This window comes from Geobacter sp. SVR, from assembly GCF_016865365.1.
Taxonomy (GTDB): Bacteria; Desulfobacterota; Desulfuromonadia; order Geobacterales; family Pseudopelobacteraceae; genus Pelotalea.
In genome coordinates, this window is sequence record NZ_AP024469.1 from 3179775 (window position 1) to 3200292 (window position 20518).

General features: G+C 59.2%; 15 protein-coding genes. 11 read left to right on the forward strand and 4 right to left on the reverse strand.

Going from position 1 to position 20518, the window contains the following annotated elements; translation table 11 throughout:
• Positions 1-136 precede the first annotated feature (136 nt).
• Complete coding sequence (locus tag GSVR_RS14965; protein WP_173200935.1) at positions 137-1108, forward strand: D-2-hydroxyacid dehydrogenase; 972 nt, start codon at positions 137-139, stop codon at positions 1106-1108.
• A gap of 92 nt (positions 1109-1200) precedes the next feature.
• On the opposite strand, the gene GSVR_RS14970 is transcribed toward GSVR_RS14965, so the two are convergent.
• The 3 genes from GSVR_RS14970 to GSVR_RS14980 all read right to left on the reverse strand — a co-directional run bounded on the left by GSVR_RS14970 (position 1201) and on the right by GSVR_RS14980 (position 5580).
• The gene (locus GSVR_RS14970) at positions 1201-3468 is read right to left on the reverse strand and encodes a nitric-oxide reductase large subunit (RefSeq protein ID WP_173200933.1); all 2268 of its coding nucleotides are present in this window, start codon (positions 3466-3468) and stop codon (positions 1201-1203) included.
• A gap of 279 nt (positions 3469-3747) precedes the next feature.
• Complete coding sequence (locus tag GSVR_RS14975; RefSeq protein ID WP_173200931.1) at positions 3748-4545, reverse strand: DJ-1/PfpI family protein; 798 nt, start codon at positions 4543-4545, stop codon at positions 3748-3750.
• 21 nt (positions 4546-4566) lie between these two features.
• A complete protein-coding gene (locus GSVR_RS14980) occupies positions 4567-5580 on the reverse strand; it encodes a GlxA family transcriptional regulator (RefSeq protein ID WP_173200929.1) in 1014 nt (337 codons plus the stop codon).
• Positions 5581-5908: 328 nt separating this feature from the next.
• On the opposite strand from GSVR_RS14980, the gene dnaE reads away from it, so the two are divergent.
• The 3 genes from dnaE (at position 5909) to GSVR_RS14995 (ending at position 11560) form a co-directional block, all read left to right on the forward strand.
• On the forward strand, positions 5909-9466 hold the full coding sequence (gene dnaE / locus GSVR_RS14985) for a DNA polymerase III subunit alpha (RefSeq protein ID WP_173200927.1): 3558 nt from the start codon (positions 5909-5911) through the stop codon (positions 9464-9466).
• A gap of 198 nt (positions 9467-9664) precedes the next feature.
• Positions 9665-10621 carry an acetyl-CoA carboxylase carboxyltransferase subunit alpha gene (locus GSVR_RS14990; RefSeq protein ID WP_173200925.1) on the forward strand — a complete coding sequence of 319 codons (957 nt, stop codon included), beginning with the start codon at positions 9665-9667 and terminating at the stop codon, positions 10619-10621.
• A gap of 132 nt (positions 10622-10753) precedes the next feature.
• Positions 10754-11560: a pseudouridine synthase gene (locus GSVR_RS14995; RefSeq protein ID WP_173200923.1), complete on the forward strand. Its 807-nt coding sequence runs from the start codon at positions 10754-10756 to the stop codon at positions 11558-11560.
• A 78-nt stretch (positions 11561-11638) separates the two neighbouring features.
• On the opposite strand, the gene GSVR_RS15000 is transcribed toward GSVR_RS14995, so the two are convergent.
• A complete protein-coding gene (locus tag GSVR_RS15000) occupies positions 11639-12022 on the reverse strand; it encodes a glutaredoxin domain-containing protein (protein WP_173200921.1) in 384 nt (127 codons plus the stop codon).
• Between the two features lie 343 nt (positions 12023-12365).
• Between GSVR_RS15000 and GSVR_RS15005 the strand changes: the two genes are divergently transcribed.
• The 7 genes from GSVR_RS15005 to GSVR_RS15035 all read left to right on the forward strand — a co-directional run bounded on the left by GSVR_RS15005 (position 12366) and on the right by GSVR_RS15035 (position 20454).
• Positions 12366-13679 (forward strand): hypothetical protein, encoded by a 1314-nt coding sequence (locus GSVR_RS15005; RefSeq protein ID WP_203978688.1) that lies wholly within the window; start codon positions 12366-12368, stop codon positions 13677-13679.
• On the forward strand, positions 13676-14218 hold the full coding sequence (locus GSVR_RS15010; protein ID WP_173200917.1) for a hypothetical protein: 543 nt from the start codon (positions 13676-13678) through the stop codon (positions 14216-14218). Before GSVR_RS15005 ends, GSVR_RS15010 begins: the two co-directional genes overlap by 4 nt.
• The gene (locus GSVR_RS15015) at positions 14215-14688 is read left to right on the forward strand and encodes a hypothetical protein (RefSeq protein WP_173200915.1); all 474 of its coding nucleotides are present in this window, start codon (positions 14215-14217) and stop codon (positions 14686-14688) included. The genes GSVR_RS15010 and GSVR_RS15015 overlap by 4 nt, the downstream gene beginning before the upstream one ends.
• Positions 14670-16346: a pilus (MSHA type) biogenesis protein MshL gene (mshL, locus tag GSVR_RS15020; RefSeq protein WP_173200913.1), complete on the forward strand. Its 1677-nt coding sequence runs from the start codon at positions 14670-14672 to the stop codon at positions 16344-16346. The genes GSVR_RS15015 and mshL overlap by 19 nt, the downstream gene beginning before the upstream one ends.
• Positions 16347-16434: 88 nt before the next feature.
• Positions 16435-18087, forward strand: coding sequence for a GspE/PulE family protein (locus GSVR_RS15025; protein ID WP_173200911.1), 1653 nt, complete (start codon positions 16435-16437; stop codon positions 18085-18087).
• Positions 18084-19298 carry a type II secretion system F family protein gene (locus GSVR_RS15030; RefSeq protein ID WP_239077549.1) on the forward strand — a complete coding sequence of 405 codons (1215 nt, stop codon included), beginning with the start codon at positions 18084-18086 and terminating at the stop codon, positions 19296-19298. The genes GSVR_RS15025 and GSVR_RS15030 overlap by 4 nt, the downstream gene beginning before the upstream one ends.
• 25 nt (positions 19299-19323) lie before the next feature.
• Positions 19324-20454, forward strand: a complete 1131-nt coding sequence (locus GSVR_RS15035) for an ExeA family protein (RefSeq protein ID WP_173200906.1) — start codon at positions 19324-19326, stop codon at positions 20452-20454.
• Positions 20455-20518 lie beyond the last annotated feature (64 nt).

Genomic DNA, 20518 nt, shown 5'->3' on the forward strand with positions numbered 1-20518 from the left:
GGCTTTTACATGAACGCCACCGACAGTGTGCATCAGACAGCTGGCGGCTTTTTCCTTGAACACAAAAATCACCTGCACGACCCGCCAAACATGCTATAGTCTGCCGCGCATTTCATCCCCTATCTGGAGTGACCTTATGAAAATCGTGATTCTGGACGGCTTCACCATCAATCCCGGCGACAATCCCTGGGACAGCCTGGCTGAATTGGGAGAGCTGGTGATATACGACCGCACTCCGCCCGAACTGAAGATCGAACGCGCCGCCGATGCCGACATCCTGCTGACCAGCAAGGTAAAACTCACGGCGGAGGTGATCGCCGCCCTGCCGAAGCTCAAGTACATCTCGATGCTGGCCACCGGCTACAACAATGTCGATGTGGCTGCCGCCGGGGCACGCGGCATTCCGGTCTCCAACGTGCCGGCCTATTCCACCGAATCGGTGGTGCAGACCGCCTTTGCCCTGCTGCTGGAACTGACCACCGGCGCCGGGCTGCACGACCGGGCCGTGAAGGAGGGGGAATGGTGCCGCAATCCGGACCACTCCTTCTGGAAACGGCCGATTATCGAGCTGGACGGCCTGACCCTGGGCATCGTCGGTTACGGCACCATCGGACAGGCCGTGGCCCGGGTCGGGGCGGCCTTTGGCATGCGCATCATCGCCCATGCCCCGCGCATCCCGGCCGATCCCGGTCCCACCCCGGTCAGTTTCGTCTCCCTGGACGAGCTCTTCAGCACCGCCGACGTGATTTCCCTGAACTGCCCCCAGACCGCGGACAATGCCGATATGGTCAACAAGCACACCCTCGGGCTGATGAAGCGCAGCGCCTACCTGCTCAACCTGGCCCGCGGCGGACTGGTGAACGAGGCTGATCTGGCAACGGCGCTGAAAGAAGGCACCATTGCCGGAGCTGGCCTGGACGTGGTGGCTGCGGAGCCGATGCAGCCGGACAATCCGCTGCTCGATGCCCCCAACTGCATCATCACCCCCCACATCGCCTGGGCCTCGGTGGCCGCCCGCAAGCGGCTGATGGAGATCGTCACCGCCAACGTGGTCTCCTTCATCAAAGGTGCGCCGATCAACCTGGTCAACCGGCAGCACTTGAGCTGAGCCGCTACGTCCAAAAAACGAATAAAAGCGAATAAAAAACGGGAGCCGACATCGCTCCCGTTTTTTTATTGCAGGTGATCGCGCCCCTGCCCTCATGCCTCGATCCGGGGCAGCTCGGGACGCTTGCGATTGGCGAACATCCGCAGCGCCAGGTACACCACCGGCAGTATTCCCAAGATGAAGAGCAGGTCGCCCGGCAGGCGCAGCCACTCGAACAGACGCACCAGCGGCTGGTTGAAGAACTCCGGTTCGCGCCCCTGCCAGTAGGAGGTGGCCAGGATCTTGTTCAGCTGGATCATGCCCACCGGGAACAGGTTGACGAACAGCATCCAGGCCAGCCCCAGGTTGGTGCACCAGAAGGCCAGCCCCATGGCGCGGTTGCTGGCTTTATCCAGGGGCAGGAAGTAGCGCGCCACGAACATGAAGAAGCCCAGGGACAGCATGCCGTAGACCCCCATCATGGCCCCATGGCCGTGGTTGGCGGTCCATTGGGTGCCGATCTCGTAATAGCTGACGATCGGCAGGTTGATCAGGAACCCGAACACCCCGGCCCCCAGGAAGTTCCAGAAACCGACCGCTATCAGGAACATCACCGCCCACTTGTGCGGGAACATGGCTCCGGTGGTGCTCAGCATGGAGGTACCGGTCCGGGCGCCCAAGCGCATGAAGTTCCAGGCCTCGTAGGTCAAGAGCAACAGCGGCACGACCTCCATGGCGGAGAAAAACGCACCAAAGGCCATGTGCATCTCCGGCGTACCGCTGAAATAGAGATGATGCATGGTGCCGAGCACCCCGCCGATCGAATAGAGGATAATGTCGAGATAGACGATGGTGGTCGCCACCCTCACCCGCACGACCCTCAGCAGCACGAACACGTAGGCCACCATGATGGTGGTGAACAGTTCCAGGAAATCCTCTACCCAGAGGTGCACCACCCAGAACCGCCAGAATTCCGTCTGGACAAAGCTGGTGTTTTTTCCGTACAGCATGCCGGCTGCGTAGAAAAGCGGTATGGAAATGGCGCTGTAAATGAACAGCCACGGCAGGTTGCCGGGATGTTCACCTTTCAGCCGTTCCTTCATGCCGCGCATCAGGATCACCAGCCAGATGACCATCCCCGCGGTCAGCAGGATCTGCCAGAGCCGTCCCAGGTCGAGATACTCCCATCCCTGGGACCCGATCCAGAACCACGCTTCGCCTGGAATCAATCCCTTGAGGCTGCCCGCCTCCCCTGCCATGCTGCCGACCACCACCACGGTCAGCGCTCCCAGAAGGATCAGGGCCAGCTTATCCTGATGGCGGGGCTCATGCCCCGCGACCATGGGGGTCATGAAGATGCCCATGGCCAGAAAACTGGAGGCCACGAAAAAGAGCGCCAGTTGCACATGCCACATCCGGGACAGGTTATAGGGAAGCATCTCGGCCAGAGACAGCCCGTAGAAGCCAGCCCGTTCCACGTGGTAGTGGGCGTTGATTCCGCCGAGAAGCCCCTGGCAGAGAAACAGGCCCGCCACGACCAGGAAGTACCAGGCCACGGTCCGCTGGGATGGCGTCAGCGCAACCTCTTCCGGGGCGCGCCCCGCGCCGGCCGGCGGTTCGTCCGCGGCATGCCAGCCGAGCCACTGGTAGCGGCCGGAGATGAACAGGATGATGCCCGATCCTCCCAAGAGCGCCACCAAGCTGAGAACGCTCCACATGAGGGCGCCCGGGGTCGGCCGGTTGCCGGCCAGCTCATCGGGGGGCCAATTATTCGTGTAGGAGTGGTCGGTGCCGGGACGCTGGGCAGCACTCAGCCAGGCGGCCCACGAGAAGTAGGCGGTGATCCTGCGGACATCCTCGGGGTCCTTCAGGTGAGGCCGCCGCAAACCCTGTTGCGTTTCAGGCGGGCCGAACCACTCGCGGTAGAACGGAAGCATCTGGCGGTAGGCAGCGGCTTGACCCGGCGAAAACACCAGGACCGAGCTGCCGCTGTCGTAGGCGTTGGTCCGTGCCTCCCGCCGCACCGTTTCGGCAGCCTCGGCCGGCGACAGCCTTTGCCCGGAGTAGTAAGCAAGTGCTTTCTCGCCGCTCTTGTGCAGGTACTGGGCAGTGAAGTCCGGGCCCAGATAGGCCCCATGGCCGAACAGCGTGCCGTACTGCATCAGACCGTACTTCTGAAAGAGATGCTGGCCGGCCAGGATGTCCTCGCCGGTATACAGCAGTGCTCCATCTGCGGCCCGCACTTCCCGGGGGATGGGAGGCTGGTCGGTGCCGGTCCTGACCGCCAGGTAGATCAGGATGGAAAAGCCGAAAACAAAGGTGATGACAGCGGTAAGGAGCCAGGCGGGGGAAAGCAGCATAGTCTTCTCGCGCACGTTCATGGCAGCCTCCGGCACAGAAATTAGTATTATTTAAACCCTAGCCTAATTGAGCCCGATGTCAAAAAGGCCGGTACTGTGGCAATCCCCCTTCTTGGTCTTGATGCGTGGAGGCTCATAGGATCTGGTCTTCGAAAAATTTCCCACAGTTCCCAGCCAACGAAAAAAGCCCGCCAAAAGCGGGCTTTCCAGCCAGAATCGGAGCGCCGCCCTCCCACCATCACCCAACCCGTGCGGGTAAACGGTTTTGAGCGATATCGGCCCCTGTCCGAATGCCGCTACTCACTCCACCAGCCCGGCTTTTACGGCAAACGGGTCCCATGCCGGGTCACGATGCGCGCTGTATTCGGTGAATCGCTCCAGCCAGGCAGCGACATCCTTGCCATACAGCCGCCCGATGACCGCCAGGCTCATATCCATACCTGCCGAGATGCCCGACGATGTGACAATTGTGCCATCGTCTATCCACCTTGCTTTCTTGACCCACTTTACTTTCGGCCCAGGCTTGACGGAGTTATTCCAGAACATCTTGTTTGTGGTGGCGAGGCGGTTGTCCAGGATGCCGGCAGCGGCCAGAAGCGATGCACCGTTGCAGACCGACATGACAAGTTCCGCTTTCCCTACCCGCGTCCGAAGCCAAGTAATTGTTGCGTGGTCCTGCAACAGCGGAATGATTCCCAACCCGCCGGGTACCAGCAGGTAGTCTAACTGCGGGGCATCGTCATACCCGAATTCGGCTATGGTTTTCGGTCCCTGATTTGAGGGGACTTCGCCCCGTTTAGCGGAGATCGTGACAATCCGTACGCCGGTTTTCTTCTCTGCGCCTCCCCATACCTTTGCCGGTATATGCTTGAGGTTTCCCCACATCTCCATGGGGCCATAGGCATCCAGCATTTCAAAGCCGGGAAAAATCAGTACTCCGATAGTTTTCTGTGTGAGTGCCGGCGTGGGCTGCAAATCAATCAAAGGCTCTTGCGCTGCAGGCGATCTATTCTCACCGGCGATGACGGGTAACGCCGATGCAAGCAGCGACAGGATAAGGAGGCATAGCATGATGCTTCGCATAGTGAGTTGTTTCATAGGACTCTCCCTGGTCTGATGTTATCCGGTCTCCGACCGGAATCTGTCCCGGTACTGGCCGGGGCTAATCCCGAAGCGGCGGGCAAATGTCAGCCTGAAGTGTTCGCCGGACTGGAAGCCGCAATCCCGGGCGACGGTTTCCATTGACTGGCAGGTTTCCTCAAGGAGCTTGACCGCTGCTTCAAGGCGAATTTGTTCGATGAATCGGGCAGGCGTCGCACCGACTTCGCGCCTGAAGACTCGGGCAAAATTGCGCAGGCTCATGGCAGCGTGCGCGGCCAGGGTTTCGTTGTCCAGGCTGCCCCGGTAATTGTCGCGTATCCACTGTATGGTCGGAGCCAGGGAGCCGCCTTCGCGGAACTGGGCTGAAAGGGACGTGCTGAACTGGGATTGTCCACCATGCCGCTTGAAATACAACACCATCACCCGCGCTACGCTCAGTGCCAGTGTCCGGCCATGATCTTCCTCCAGGAGTGCCAGCGCCAGATCAATCCCTGCCGTTATCCCGGCCGAGGTGTAAATCGAACCATCCTTGGTATGAATGGCATCTTCATTGACATCGACATGCGGATAAAAACGGCGGAGTTCCTCTGCTCTGCTCCAATGGGTTGTTGCCCGGCGGCCATCCAGTAGCCCTGCCCGTGCCAGGATGAATGCGCCGGTGCAGATCGACCCGACCCGTCGCACACCGGTGGCTGCCTGGCGCAGCCAATCCACCAGGTCAGCCGGTGCCAGTTCCGCCGACGGGCCGCCCGCCACAAGGAGCGTATCCATGCCGGAACAATCGCACCAAGCCTTATCGGCCAGAAGTCTGATTCCGGACGAGGTGACTATTATGTCATTTTTTGCCCTGGCCGCTGTTTCGATACGATAGAGGGGCTCCGTGCCGCCATTCTCCTTATGGATGTCGTTTGCAAGGGCGAACACATCCAACGGTCCGGTTATATCCAGAACCTCGGCCCCCTCATAGGCGACCATCGTCACAAGTCGTGATTTTGAGTTCTTGGCAGGTGTGCACACGTCACAACGTTTCATGTTGTAAGCCTAACGTGATACCCTGTATGGCACAATGACAAATAACACGATATTTAGGCCAAATATCTATCAGGCAGTTGAAATCAGCCTATTTAAGCTTTGCTGACTCTTGCAGCTCGCTTTCACTCCTGAAAAAACCGATCACGTAATTTAGTACTGCTGTTGTAATGTGGCACGGTGCTGATTCCCTGCAGGTTCTACATCGATACTTCTCCCGAAATCTCCGTTGCAACGCACAAAATATAGGGTCGGCTCCATTCCCTTGACACCACATCTTGCCCTGAGGCATAATTCAGCCTTCATTGAATTGCAGGAGGCAGTAACCCCCATGGAAACCCCCAACAGCAGCGTCGCGAGCGATACCGGCTCCGCCCCCCCCTTTGTCCATCTCCATCTCCATACCCAGTATTCGCTGTTGGATGGCGCCATCCGCCTGGAAGACCTGATCGCCAAGGCCAAGGCCCACAACATGCCTGCCGTGGCGATCACCGACCACGGTAACATGTTCGGTGCGGTCGAATTCTACCTCAAGTGCAAGAAGGCGGGCATCAAGCCGATCATCGGCTGCGAGGTGTACCTGGCCCCGGACTCGCGCTTTGCCAGGGATTCCAAGGGCATCTCCGACGCAGCCTACCACCTGGTGCTCCTGTGCGAGAACCTGGTCGGTTACAAGAACCTCTCCTACCTGACCTCGGCCGGCTACAAGGAGGGCTTCTATTACCGCCCCCGCATCGATCGCGAGTTGCTGGAAAAGCATGCCGAGGGGCTGATCGCGTTGTCGGCCTGCCTGAAGGGCGAGGTGGCCATGCAGTGCGGCCGCGGCCGGATGGATGAGGCGCTGGAGACGGCACGCTGGTACAGCGAGCTGTTTCCCGGGCGTTATTACATCGAGCTGCAGGAGAACACCCTGCCGGAGCAGGATGTCGTCAACAAGCGCCTGCTGGAGGTGGCAACCGAGCTGAACCTGCCGCTGGTGGCGACCAACGACTGTCATTACCTGAACCGCGAGGACGCCCGCGCCCATGAAGTGCTGCTCTGCATCCAGACTGGCAAGACCATGAGCGACCCGACCCACATGAAGTTTTCGGCCGACGAGTTCTACGTCAAGACCCCGGGGGAGATGGCGGCCGCCTTCAGCTACGCCCCCCAGGCCATCGCCAATACGGTGGCCATTGCCGAGCGCTGCAACATCGAATTGCCGCTGGAGAAGGAATACTATTTCCCGCACTTCGAACCCCCTCCGGGCCAGAACCACGACGACATGCTGGAACAGCTGGCCACCGAAGGGCTCAAGGAGCGGATGAGTACCATCCTGGCCAAGTACCCGGACATGAGCCTGGAACAGCAGCAGTCCTACTTCGACCGCCTGCGGATAGAACTGGACTGCATCCGCGCCATGAAGTTCCCGGCCTACTTCCTGATCGTGTCCGACTTCATCACCTGGGCCAAGAACAAGGGCATCCCGGTCGGTCCGGGCAGGGGCTCCGCCGCCGGTTCTCTGGTGGCCTACGCCATCAAGATCACCGACCTGGACCCCCTGCCCTACAATCTGCTGTTCGAGCGTTTCCTCAATCCCGAACGTATCTCCATGCCCGATATCGACGTCGACTTCTGCCAGGACCGCCGCGAGGAGGTCATCCAGTACGTTGTCGAAAAGTACGGCCGCGAGCGGGTCTGCCAGATCATCACCTTCGGTACCATGAAGGCCAAGGCCGTGGTGCGCGACGTGGGACGGGCTCTGAATATGGCCTACGGCGACGTGGACAGGATCGCCAAGCTGGTGCCGGATGACCTGAAGATGACGCTGGAGAAGGCCATCAAGCAGGAGCCGCAACTGAAGGAACTGGCCGACGCCGACCCGCAGGTGAAGGATCTGCTGGATACGGCCCTGTGCCTGGAAGGGTTGACCCGGCACGCCTCGACCCACGCCGCCGGCGTAGTGGTGGCCCCCAACCAGATGGAGGAGTACCTGCCGGTCTACAAGGACCAGAAAACCGGATCGATCAACACCCAGTACTCCATGAAATATGTCGAGATGGTCGGACTGGTGAAGTTCGACTTCCTGGGACTCAAGAACCTGACCGTGATCCAGAATGCCGTGCGGCTGGTCAAGGAGAAGAACCCTGACTTCGACATCACCCGCCTCAGGGACGACGACCAGGCCAGTTACGACCTGATCACCGCCGGTAACACCACCGGCATCTTCCAGCTCGAATCGAGCGGCATGAAGGAGATGCTGGTCAAGCTCAAGCCCTCCTGCTTCGAGGATGTCATCGCGGCCTGCGCCCTGTACCGTCCCGGTCCGCTGGGCTGCGGCATGGTGGACGACTTCATCGAGCGCAAGCATGGCCGCCAGAAGGTGGTCTACGATCTGCCGCAACTGGAGCCGATCCTGAAGGACACCTACGGGGTCATCGTCTACCAGGAGCAGGTCATGCAGATCTCCCGTACCCTGGCCGGCTATTCGCTGGGGCGCGCCGACCTGCTGCGCCGCGCCATGGGCAAGAAGGACCCCCTGGTCATGGCCAAGGAAAAGGAGCCTTTCCTGGAGGGGGCCAAGGCCCAGGGTCTCGACCCCAAAAAGGCCGAGGCTATCTTCGACCAGATGGCCAAGTTCGCCGAGTACGGCTTCAACAAGTCGCACTCGGCCGCCTATGCCCTGATCGCCTACCAGACCGCCTATCTCAAGGCCCATTACCCGGTGGAGTTCATGGCGGCGCTTTTGACCTGCGATATGGACAGCACCGACAAGGTCATCAAGAACATCGCCGACTGCCGTGAACAGGGCATCGAAGTGCTGCCACCCGATATCAACAAGTCCGGGCTCTCCTTCACCGTGGTGGGCCACTCGATGCGCTTCGGTCTGGGAGCGGTCAAAGGGGTCGGTACCGGGGCCGTGGAGGCGATTCTGGAGGCCCGCGGTGATGAGCCGTTCAAGGATATCTTCGACTTCTGCGAACGGATCGACATGCGACGCGCCAACAAAAAGGTGCTGGAGGCGCTGATCAAGTGCGGCGCCTTCGACTCCACCAAGGCCCATCGCGCAGCACTGATGGAGGGGCTGGAAGCGGCCATGTCCTACGGCCAGAAGATACAGGAGGAAAAGGCCAGCGCCCAGGTTTCCCTGTTTGGGACCGCCGAGGTGGTCAAGAGCAACGGCAATGGCGGCATGAAACTGCCCAATGCAGCGGAGTGGCACGACAAGCAGAAGCTGGCCTTCGAGAAGGAGGCCCTCGGCTTCCTGATTACCGGCCACCCGCTCGACCGCTACATCGACGACATCAAGCGGCTGGCCAGCAGCGAAATTGCCAGGCTGACCGAACAGGCCGACGGCAGCGAGGTGCGCGTCTGCGGCATCGTCTCCAGCCTGAAGGAGATAATCACCAAAAAAGGGGACCGGATGGGCTTCGTCACCATCGAAGACCTGACCGGTTCGGTCGAGATAACGGTCTTCTCGGATATCTACACGACAGCGGTCAGTCTGCTGAAATCCGACGACCCCCTGCTGATCACCGGCAAGCTTGAGCGGGGCGAGAAAGGGGCTAAAATTCTGGTACAGGCAGCCAAAGAGGGGGGCAGCGAATGGCAGCAGAAGAACCGCGGTCCTGCCGGCGACATCAAGCTCCTGAGCGAAGCACGCTCCCAGACCACCAAACGGGTGCTGTTCACGCTTCGGCTGGACGAGACACCGGCAGACCGGCTCGACACCTTCAAGGAGATCATCTCGCGCCATCCCGGCAGTGTGCCGGCCTGCATCCAGTTCCTGATCCCGGAACGCAGCCGCTCCACCCTGCCGCTTTCTCCCGATCTGAACGTAGCTGCCAGCGACGATTTAAGACTGGAAGTAGAGCGATTGTTCGGCTATAATGCCGCGACTTTTGAGTGAGAATAAAAATATCAAAATCTGCCGCAGAGGCGCCGAGACGCGGATAAACCTCTATTTAACTGGGATGAACAGGATAGCTGCCGAATAAAACCGATCAAGCAGGCATCGGTTTGTCGTGGGTAACTTGTTTATCCTTGTTAAATTTCATTTTCGTTTTTCTCCGAGTCTCTGTGACAGAAACTAAATTGAGGTGTCATCATGGCAACCCCTGTGTATATGGACTTTGAAAAACCTATCGCCGATTTGGAAAAGAAGATCGATGAGCTGAACCGGCTGGCGCTTGACGGACTGGATATCGGCTCCGACGTAGCTGCACTGCAGGGACGCGTCGAGCAGATGCGCGCGGAGATTTTCTCGAATCTCTCCCGCTGGCAGACCGCACAGGTGGCACGCCACATCAACCGTCCCTTTACGCTGGACTACATCAATCTGATGTTCACCGAGTTCACCGAGCTGCATGGCGACCGTAATTTCGGCGATGACCACGCCATAGTCGGCGGCCTGGCCCGTTTCGACGGCCAGCCGGTAGTGGTGATCGGCCACCAGAAAGGGCGCGACACCAAGGAGAAGGTCTACCGCAACTTCGGCATGCCCAATCCCGAAGGCTATCGCAAGGCGTTGCGCCTGATGCAGATGGCCGAGCAGTTCAAGCTGCCGGTGATCACCTTCGTCGATACCCCGGGCGCCTATCCCGGCATCGGGGCCGAAGAGCGCGGTCAGGCAGAGGCCATTGCCCGCAACCTGCGCGAAATGGCCAGCTTGCAGACTCCCATCGTGGTCTGCATCACCGGTGAAGGGGGCTCAGGAGGGGCTCTGGCCATCGCGGTCGGCGACCGCATCCTGATGTTGGAGCATTCGGTCTATGCCGTCATCTCTCCGGAAGGGTGCGCCGCCATCCTCTGGTCCGACGGCACCAAGGGAGCTCAGGCTGCCGAGGCCCTCAAGCCGACCGCCAAGGATATCATCAAACTGGGTGTCATCGACGAGATCGTGCCCGAGCCGATGGGAGGCGCTCACCGCGACCACGAGGCCACGGCAGCCAATCTCAAGGCGGCCATTGCCCGCCACCTGGACGAATTGAAAGCTCTGTCGCCGGAAGAACTGGTGGAGAAACGATACGAGAAATTCCGGGCCATGACCCGCTGCGCAGAGTAGACTCGGTTGGAGCCGAATACCAAGGGGCGGAGTTAAATCTCTGCCCCTTTTGTGTTTAGGCTCTCCGGGCAAGCACCGGCCCGGCATTAAACTTGGGGCACACGCGGTAACCAGGACAGGGGGCTGATCTTCATGCAAGAACGTCTGCAAAAACTGATTTCACAGGCCGGCATCACCTCGCGCCGGGCCGCCGAGGAGTTGATCCTGGCCGGCCGGGTCACGGTCAACAATACGGTTGTCACGGAACTGGGCAGCAAGGCGGACCCTGTCAGCGACCGTATCGCCGTGGACGGCAAACCGCTCCGCTTTGCTGCCAAGCGTTTGTATATCCTGCTCAACAAGCCTGTCGGCTATATGACCACCCTGGACGACCCCGAGGGGCGGCCGGTAATCACCGACCTGTTGAAGGATGTGGGTGAGCGGGTGTATCCGGTGGGGCGGCTGGACTACAATACCGAAGGGCTGCTGTTGCTGACCAATGACGGGGAGTGGGCCAACAAGCTGATGCATCCGCGCCACGAGGTCGTCAAGGAATACCATATCCGGGTACGCGGCAAGGTGCACCAGAGCCAGCTCGACCAGCTTGCCGGCGGAGTGGTGATCGACGAACGAAAAACGGCGCCGGCCGTGGTGAGCTTGGTCAAATCGGGCGAGCAGAACGACTGGCTTTCGATAACGATTCACGAGGGGCGCAACCGGCAGGTGCGGCGCATGTGCGAGGCGGTCAGCCTTTCGGTGGTGCGGCTCAAGAGGGTGCGCTACGGAACCTTGACGGTGGGAACTTTGAAGCCGGGGGAATTTCGTCATCTCACCGATGACGAGGTACGGAAGCTCGCCCTTCCCGCGCCGGCAACGGTTCAGCGGAGTAATTCCGTGAAACGGACACCGCCCCCCCGCACAAACCGGGAGAAAGACAAGGGGCGCCGGAGCCCCCGATAAACATCGTCAGGTGCAGCAGTTGCAGGAGAGGGTAACGTATCAGGGACTGTGAACCTGACCGTCGTGCCGCAGACCGGCCTACCGTTTCCCTTGGGCCTTTCGCAGAGACTCCTGGAACGATTCCGGGTTGAAGCCCTTTACCACTACTTCATCCTTCCCGCTGCCGATGACTATTACCGGCACTCCCTGACTCTTGTACTTTCCGGTCAGCTCCGCCATCGCCCCGGCATCCTGCTCCACGTCCCTATTGACGAAGGGGATATTGTTTTTGGTGAAATACTCCTTGGCCTCACGGCAATGAGGGCACCAGGCGACCGAATAGAGCGTGATCCGCGGATACTTGCGCGATGCCTCGGCCTTGGCCGGATCCAGCCTGCTCTGCCCCGGTTCCTGCGCTATCGACAGGGTGCTCCCTGCGATGAGCATCATGGCCGGCACTACCAGCAGTACGAACTTCTTCATGGTTTCCCCCGAAACAGAGGCATCGTGATACGCCCCGTGATAGGTTCCTCCCAGGAGGAACAGAGTCCAATAATCCGGCTCAAACACGCCGTACAAAGGCATTGACTTCTTGCAACTATACTCATACTTCTGTAGGATAACACCACTTTTGTACACTAAAGTTTACATTGGGCTCTCCCGTAAAAGGAATCATGGTTTTGGGTCTCCGTTACGCACATGAATCGGCCGGATCAACTCGGCTCTGGCCGCAGGGTAAAGGTAGTTCGGTTTTATGAGCGATGTGCTTTCCTTTTACCTTGATGACTCCGTGGTTCAGGTTGTAAATGCATCCGTTTCGGATGGCATGGTCACTGCCGTACATGAATACGGGACTTTTCCGCGCGAACAACTGGAAGCATACCTGACGTCCTGCCGGACCAAGACCTGCATCATCTGCTGCAATCCCGACCTTTTCTATCAGAACACCTTCAATTTCCCTCCTGCCGCTTCCAAACATTACGAAAGCCTGATCCCGCTGGAAGTACGGAAAGCGCTTCCCGACCTGCAGGATTTCACCTTTTTCCACCGCATCGTCGGCGAGGCCACCGTCGATGGCGTTATCATGAACAAGGTGGCTGTCTTCAGCTATACCGACGAATCCCTCTCTGAAAGTATATCCCTGTTCAACCGGTGCGGGAAAACAATCTCCACCATCTATGCCGCACCCTACCCCATTTTCAGGCTGGCTGCCGCCTCCTGCCCGGATGATCCGGACACGACGCGTCTGATCGTCGCTTCGTTGCCGAATGAAAAAATGATCCTGCTGAGCCTGCAGGGAGAACTCGCCTTTATCCGCAAGATCCCTTCCAGCGATGCCGAACTGCGCTCGGCCGACATACACAACATCAACATGACCATTGATTACTGTTTCCAGTCTCTCAGGGTCCGCCCTTCGGAAGCACTGCTGGTCAACCTGTGCGAACCGTCCTCCGAGCCGTCCGGCACGGTCGGCATCCCGCTCCGCGTCTCCCCTCTCCCCTCCCTGGCGGCCATTTCCCCGGAACTGGCGGAAAGCTATATTGCTCCGTTGGCCGCTGCCCTGCATCATACAATCGCACCCGCGCTGAGCGACATCACTCCGCCCGAGTATACCGCTTTCAAGATAGAAAAGACCCATTACACCATAGCCATAGCGGTTATGGTTCTGCTCTCCGTGCTGCTTGGCTGCCTGGCCTATACGCAGCGCACGGCAATTACGGACCTGAAATCGGCGATCGGCACCACACGGGGGCAACTGGTCAGGGCCGATAAAGAACTGGCTGCCTACCGAACGCTGGAGAGCGAAGCAAAACAGTGCGGCCGCCCCATTGAAAGCCTGAACAGGCTCTGCGCTGCCATAAACCCCGCGGCGGCCCTGGCCACACTTTCACGCTTCAATTCGCCGGCATGCACGCTGAGACAGGTGGCTACCCAGAAGGGAGACGGATTCATCGGCTTGCACCTGGAAGGAGACTTCCGCTCCGGCAACCTGGGCGAAACCCAGAGAGCCTATGAGGAGGCGCTGGCCCGGCTGGTCAGGATTCCCGGCTATTCGATCGCCTCAAGCTCCCTGGACATCAACAAAAAGAGCTTCGTCATCGAAGCCCGCTTCAACGGCGGCACGGGACAGTCCAAGTGAACCGTTACCATACCAGCCTTACAACACCCAAAATAAATTTCGTGCTTGTGACCATCCTTTTTCTGGTCATTTCCACGGTATGCGCCCTTCAGGAGCGGGAACGCAGAGCGCTCGACAAACAGCAGAAGGAACTGGTACGCGCCACGGAAGGTTTGCAGAGGATCGAAACGGCGGCTCGGGATTATCGCACTGCACTGGCACTCCTCAGATCGCACTATAGCGGGGAAGCCGTCAAAACCACCCCGGCCGGCCAGATCTATTCCCGGCTCGACGAGATACAGGCCCGTTACAGGCCTGACAACACCGTTTTCGGTGCCATCGAGAAAAACGACGGCAATGCGTCCCTGACCTATACGCTGAGCTTCACCAACCGGGATTACAGCACCCTGCTCGACACGATCAGCCAGTTGCAGCGCAATGTCTTTCCCTTCACCTCGGTGGACTCGGTCACCATTTCACAAAAGGAGCAGCAGGGGAAAGGCGCCGTGGTCTGCGACATCAGCGGCAGGATCACCTCCCTGGAGGGAGTCAAGCCATGAGCCTCAACAAGAGCATGGCTGCCATGCTGCTGGTTCCGATTGTCGGTCTGACTCTTCCTGCTACCGTTCTTCTCTGGAAAACGCGGGGCAACGGCCTGACCCGAACGGAAGAGGAGGTGCTGAAATTCTCCAGCCAGCCGCTGGTCGTGGCACGGCTTTCAGATGCCACCACGTACCACGGGGCAGAAAATCCGATCCGCCCGCCAAAGCCCGATCAGGCAACTCCGGCAGCCTTCCCGCCGGGCCCCCTACCGAAAGCGGACGGGACCAAGTCGGCTGAAACAGCCAAACAGGCGCCCGGCCCACACCTCTCCATGATCTACAGCGACAACGGATCAAGAATGGCCATCATCGACGGACAGGTACTTCGGGAAGGGGCAGTCGTCAACGGGCACACGATCGTAAAAATTGAAAAGTCAAAGGTACTTGCAAGAATTGCCGGAAAGGATTTATGGCTCTCCATCGAGTGAAACCAGTTCTGACAAAGCTCGCCCGACTGCTCTGCACGGCTTTGCCGTTCATGGCATCCGGCTGTTCCTCCCAGCAGTACGCCGTGGATTCGCGCGAATCGCTGATCAAGGAAAACATCCCCCGTTACGACGCTCCTGCTCCGGCGAAAGCGTACCGTCCCCCTGAGTTCGTCCCTCCCACCGAGGAGATTGTGCCGATCAAGACCAGGATGGTGAACATCGTGGTCAGGAACAGCGCCCTGGGAGATGTGCTGCACGTGCTGGCCGAAGCGAGCGGCCTGAATCTCCTGATAGACCGTGATGTGGCGCTCGACCAGCCGGTAACGCTCAGCCTGCGTAACGTCTCGGCGCAGGAGGCACTGAAAAGCATCTTTTCCAGTGTGGACTGCTTCTATACGGTACAGGGCAATGTGCTGAAGGTCGAAGCGGTATCCACCAGGGTTTTCGAGCTGGGGCACCCGGCGCTGGTAAACAACTACACCATGGACCTGGGAGGGGATATTCTCGGCGGGGCCTTGGTGACTGCGTCGGGTAGCAGCTCCGGCTCCAGCAACGTCAAGGGAGCGGTCACAACCAGCAGCAAGGCCGATGTCAAGGCGCACGACTTCTGGGAATCCCTGGAAAAGTCCCTGGACAACATACTTGGCAAAAAGGATGGTTCAGCAGCTCGGCCGGCAGACAACAAACCGTCCGTACCGAACAGCACCGGCACTGTCGACCGCGGATCGGCAGTATCGGGGGGACCGCAACAGACCGTCACCATCAACCGGCTGACCGGTACGATCATGGTCACTGCCACCCGCAAAGGAATGGAACGGGTGGAGCGGTATCTTGACAACCTTCGGAAAGTACTCAGCAGGCAGGTGATGATCGAGGCCAGGATCATCGAAGTACAGCTCAACGAAGGGCTGAACTTCGGTATCGACTGGTCGTTCCTGGACAATGTGAAAGCCCTGGGAGGGCCGGTCAACGCCGGTTTCGGAGCGCTGAACATCGCCACCCGCAGCTTCACGGCAGCCACCGATGCTGCTGCCGGGGCATCCCAGTTCCAGGTCGGGCTCAGCCGGGCCAATTTTCAGGCACTTCTGACGGCCCTGAAGACGCAGGGGGATGTCAAGACCCTTTCGAACCCGAAGGTCAACGTCATGAACGGCCATGCATCGATACTGACCGTCGGCCGGAACACCAGCTACATCTCCAAGGTAACCTCCACCACCACCGCCACCAGCGGCGCCACGCCGCTTACCACCTTCAGCGTAGACACCGGCAGCATCCTCTCCGGGATGATCATCGGCATTGTCCCCTACATTTCCGACAATGGGGAAATTTCCCTGAATGTCACACCGATAACCTCGGACCTGGTGAGTCTCGATGAGAAAGCCGTGGGATCGATCGGTAACCAGACAACCATCTCGATTCCGACGGTCGACCTGCGAGAGATGACCACTACCGTAAAGATGCAGGATGGCCAATTGGTGATCATCGGCGGCCTGATCGCGAGGAAAACCACCACCCATGACGAGAAGGTGCCCATTATTGGCGACATTCCCCTGCTCGGCAAACTTTTCACCCGCGTCAAGAACAGCGAGGCACGTTCGGAACTGGTGCTGCTCCTGCGGCCCCAGGTCGTAAGCAGCGAAAACGGTTGGCAGCAGTAGCATAGAACAGTTGCGGGAGTGCAGCAAAGGCGCAAACGCGTTCGATGCTCCATACCCGACAGCATACTGAACGAAAGGCGTAACCTTCATGGCAGCGGCTCCGATACGCATAGGCGACCTCCTGATCTCCAAGGGGATGCTCACCGAGAAGCAGCTCAAGATCGCCCTGATCCAGCAGCGCGTCACCGGCGCGATACTGGGCGATACGCTGATTTCCCTCGGTTTCGTTACGGCGCGGGAATTCGCCGAAACCATTGCCCATCAGTCCGGAGTGGAGTACATCGACCTGCGCGGTTTCAGCATTGCCGATGAAGCGCTGCGGCTGGTCCCCAAGGAAACGGCCCGCAAGAGCGGCTTCATTCCGCTCGAAATCAAAGAGGACATTCTCTCCATCGGCGTCACCAACCCCAGCAACATCGTGGCCGTGGATACCGTCCGCCAGCTTACCGGAAACACGCCCAAAGTCTACCTCGTGGACCAGGACGCCTACGGTGACAGCATTGAAAGCGCCTACTACTTTGTTGAGCACCCCGTGCAGCAACGGCTGGAGGAGATCTCCTCCAACCTGAAGAGTGGCGCCGCCGTCCAGAGCTCGATCATCCCCGAGCTGACCGATCTGCTCCTGATGAACGGCATCCGGAAGAAGGCGACCGACATCCATCTGACCCCCTCAAAAGAGGTACTGCACGTCTTTTTCCGCATCGACGGCGTGCTGACCTATGGCCATTGCCTGCCGCGCGCATTCCAGAGCCCGCTGGCCTCGCGCATCAAAATCATGGCCCACCTGGACATCGCCGAGCAGCGCCTGCCTCAGGACGGCGCCTATACCCTCGATTTCCTGAACAAGCGGTATGATCTGCGTATCTCCACCGTGCCGTCGATCTATGGCGAGAACATCGTTATCCGCGTCCTCTCCACCAGCGGTTCGCTGCTCAGCATGGCGCAGCTCGGTCTGAACGAAAGCTTGGTGGCAACCATGCGCAGCCTGTTCAACAAGTCGCACGGCATCATCCTGATCACCGGCCCGACAGGCAGCGGCAAGACCACCACGCTGTACTCCTGCCTGCGGGATATCGATCTGCTGGAACGCAACGTCATCACCGTTGAAGATCCGGTCGAGTACCGCCTGAACTTCGTTCGCCAGACCGAAGTCAACGAAAAGGCGGGCTACACGTTTGCCTCCTCGGCCCGCACCTTCATGCGCCAGGACCCGGATGTCATGCTCCTGGGGGAGATCCGCGACTCGGAAACCGCCCAGATTGCCGTCCGCGCCTCCATTACCGGACACCTGGTGCTCTCCACCCTGCACACCAATGACGCCGTCACCTCCATTCCCCGCCTGCTCGATCTGGGCATGGACAAGCTGCTGCTCTCCTCGTCACTGCTGGCGGTCGTGGCGCAGCGTTTGGCCCGCAGGATCTGCCTGCACTGCAGGGAGTCCTATACTGTTTCCGAAGCGGAGAAGGCCATGTTCAAAAGAGCTGGCCTGGATATCGAGACAGCATATCGTGGAGCAGGCTGCGAACAGTGCGGCGGCAGCGGATATGCGGGCAGAACTTCCATTGCGGAAATCATGATCATCAAACCCGAGATCAGGGAGATGATCTACGCCGGAGCCTCAACCGGCACGATATATCAGGCCGCGGTCAGGGGGGGCATGGCGCCACTGATGGTGGATGGCCTGAGAAGAGCCGCCGCCGGCCACACCACCCTTCAGGAGATACAACGGGTGTGCGGATGAGTTTTTTCGCCTACAGCGCGGTCGATGCCAATGGTCAGATGGTCAAGGGGACGCTCGAATCGGACGATCTCGACACTGCCTCACGCGACGTCGTTGCCAAGGGGCTCTACCTCATTTCCATCAAGGCAACCTCCAGCCAATTGGGATGGCTCCACAAAACGATGGCCTCGTTTCAGGTCAAACGGATGGAGGTCATCGAATTCGCCCAGAGTCTTGCGGTCATGTTGAAAGCCGGGCTGCCGATCCTGACCTGCCTGGAGGACATAATAGCATCCACTTCCAACAAGGCTCTCAGGTCGGCTATCCAGGACATCAGGCAGAAGGTGGAGCAGGGAGGTTCGGTTTCGGGTGCCCTGGCGGCACAGGGCCCTATCTTTCCCGGCACGCTGAAGACGCTGATAACGGTGGGTGAGGGCACTGGGCGATTGGATGCCAGCCTGCAGGAAGCGGCTGACCACCTGCTGCGGGTCCAACATCTGGCGGATGCCATCAAGAAGGCCTTGATGTATCCGGCCTTTGCCATCACGACCACACTCTCGGCACTGGTATTCTGGCTGGCGTTCGTGCTGCCGAAGCTGACCGGCACCATGACCGGCATGGGTGTCAAGCTGCCGGCCCTCACCCGGGCCCTGATATCAGTCAGCGCGCTGTTTCAGGCCCACTGGGGCACGATGCTGCTGGCGCTGCTCCTTTTGCCTATCGCATTCTACCTGTTGGGAAAAAACAAAAAAGCGCGCTACTACCGGGACTGGGCTGCTATCAAAATACCCATTGTCAGATTGATCGTGTACAACAAGCTGCTCGCTTCCTTTGCAGAGCAATTCGGCATACTGGTGGCAGCCGGCATTGCCATGGACCGGCTTTTCGATCTGCTGATCCCGTCCCTGGGCAACGAATATTTCGCGGTACGGCTGTTGAAGGCCAAGGAAAACATCCTGAACGGCAGTCTGATATCGGAATCGCTGAAGGAGCAGGAGATCTTTCCGAACTTGGTGTTGCGTATGATCAGCATCGGCGAAACCAGCGGCACCCTGGACACGCAGCTCAGGTTCCTCTCCGGCTACTATGCCAAAAAGCTGAACGACGCCACCGAAAGCCTGGGCAAACTGATAGAACCACTGGTAATGCTCGTGATAGGCGCGCTGTTCGCCGTCATAATCATGGGATTGATGCTGCCGATCTACGATCTGGTATCAAAGATGGGCAAATAAGACCAGCAGAAGGAACAACCCGAGGATGTCATCCAATTATCTCGATTTTTTCAACCTGAACGACGATCCGTTCCGTCTCACGCCGGATATCGATTACTACTACAACTCGCCGGAACACTCCACTGCGCTGCTGTCGCTGGAATATTGCTTCAAGGAGAAGGAGGGGTTCTGCATTCTGACGGGCGAGCCGGGTACCGGCAAGACCACCCTGATGCGCCTGTTCGTCGAAAAATGGAAGGACCGCGCCGAGATCGCCCTGATTATGACCCCGCGGCTCTCCCCGGAAGAATTCTTCCTGGCGGTGCTGGAAGACTTCAAGATCCCGTTTTTGAGCACCAGCAAAAACGACCTGCTGAAAGCTTTCCGAGACTTCCTGCTGATGCACGCCGCCAACGACCGCCGGGTGGCCATCATCGTGGACGAGGCCCAGCAGTTGCCCGACTCCACACTTGAAGAACTGCGGCTGCTCTCGAACCTTGAGACGGAAAAGGAAAAACTGCTGCAGATCATCCTGATCGGCCAGCCGGAGCTGGGAACAAAGCTCGCGAGCCCGTCGCTCAGACAGCTGAATCAGCGCATCACGGTGCGCGTCAAGCTCGAGCCGCTGAACAGGGAAGAGACTGCCGACTACATCGGCATCAGGCTGCTCCGCGCCGGCAACAGCGGTCCCCTGAACCAGAAAGCCAAGGACCTGATCTTTGAGATGTCCGGCGGCAAGCCTCGAAAGATCAACATGATCGCGACCCGTGCACTGATGTCCGCTTTTCTGGATGAAAGCAAGGAGGTCACGGTGACGCACGTCCGAAAAGGGGCCGCGGATGTCCTGGCACAGGAAAAGAATGAGCGGGAGGATGCTCCGCCCAGGGGACGCAGGAAAAAGGGGGGCCTGTTTTCCGCCAATCCGCGAAAAATAAGTTCACCGGCGCGTACGGTAGCGATGGTCATGGGGGCTCTGGTACTCGTCGCTGCGGGGTGGATCGGATACTATTTCGACTTCGGCTCCAACCGCCCCGCCGCATCGGGCCAGACACCTCCTGAACGGGCAAATGCCGTAGCGCTTCCGTCGCCGGGCAATCCGGCGGCACTGGCGGCAGGCAGGATCTCGTCCGGCAGGCAGCCCGTACAAGCCGCCAGAAGCAGCGCAAGTCGCCCCTGACCCGCGTACATGTGGCCAAATACCACCAAAAGGATCGATTTGATATTTTTAAATTTTAAATATC

Coding starts and splice junctions, on each gene's coding strand:
- GSVR_RS14965 (WP_173200935.1), top strand. CDS start 137: ATGAAAATCGTGATTCTGGACGGCTTCACCATCAATCCCGGCGACAAT.
- GSVR_RS14970 (WP_173200933.1), bottom strand. CDS start 3,468: ATGAACGTGCGCGAGAAGACTATGCTGCTTTCCCCCGCCTGGCTCCTT.
- GSVR_RS14975 (WP_173200931.1), bottom strand. CDS start 4,545: ATGAAACAACTCACTATGCGAAGCATCATGCTATGCCTCCTTATCCTG.
- GSVR_RS14980 (WP_173200929.1), bottom strand. CDS start 5,580: ATGAAACGTTGTGACGTGTGCACACCTGCCAAGAACTCAAAATCACGA.
- dnaE (WP_173200927.1), top strand. CDS start 5,909: ATGGAAACCCCCAACAGCAGCGTCGCGAGCGATACCGGCTCCGCCCCC.
- GSVR_RS14990 (WP_173200925.1), top strand. CDS start 9,665: ATGGCAACCCCTGTGTATATGGACTTTGAAAAACCTATCGCCGATTTG.
- GSVR_RS14995 (WP_173200923.1), top strand. CDS start 10,754: ATGCAAGAACGTCTGCAAAAACTGATTTCACAGGCCGGCATCACCTCG.
- GSVR_RS15000 (WP_173200921.1), bottom strand. CDS start 12,022: ATGAAGAAGTTCGTACTGCTGGTAGTGCCGGCCATGATGCTCATCGCA.
- GSVR_RS15005 (WP_203978688.1), top strand. CDS start 12,366: ATGGTCACTGCCGTACATGAATACGGGACTTTTCCGCGCGAACAACTG.
- GSVR_RS15015 (WP_173200915.1), top strand. CDS start 14,215: ATGAGCCTCAACAAGAGCATGGCTGCCATGCTGCTGGTTCCGATTGTC.
- mshL (WP_173200913.1), top strand. CDS start 14,670: ATGGCTCTCCATCGAGTGAAACCAGTTCTGACAAAGCTCGCCCGACTG.
- GSVR_RS15025 (WP_173200911.1), top strand. CDS start 16,435: ATGGCAGCGGCTCCGATACGCATAGGCGACCTCCTGATCTCCAAGGGG.
- GSVR_RS15030 (WP_239077549.1), top strand. CDS start 18,084: ATGAGTTTTTTCGCCTACAGCGCGGTCGATGCCAATGGTCAGATGGTC.
- GSVR_RS15035 (WP_173200906.1), top strand. CDS start 19,324: ATGTCATCCAATTATCTCGATTTTTTCAACCTGAACGACGATCCGTTC.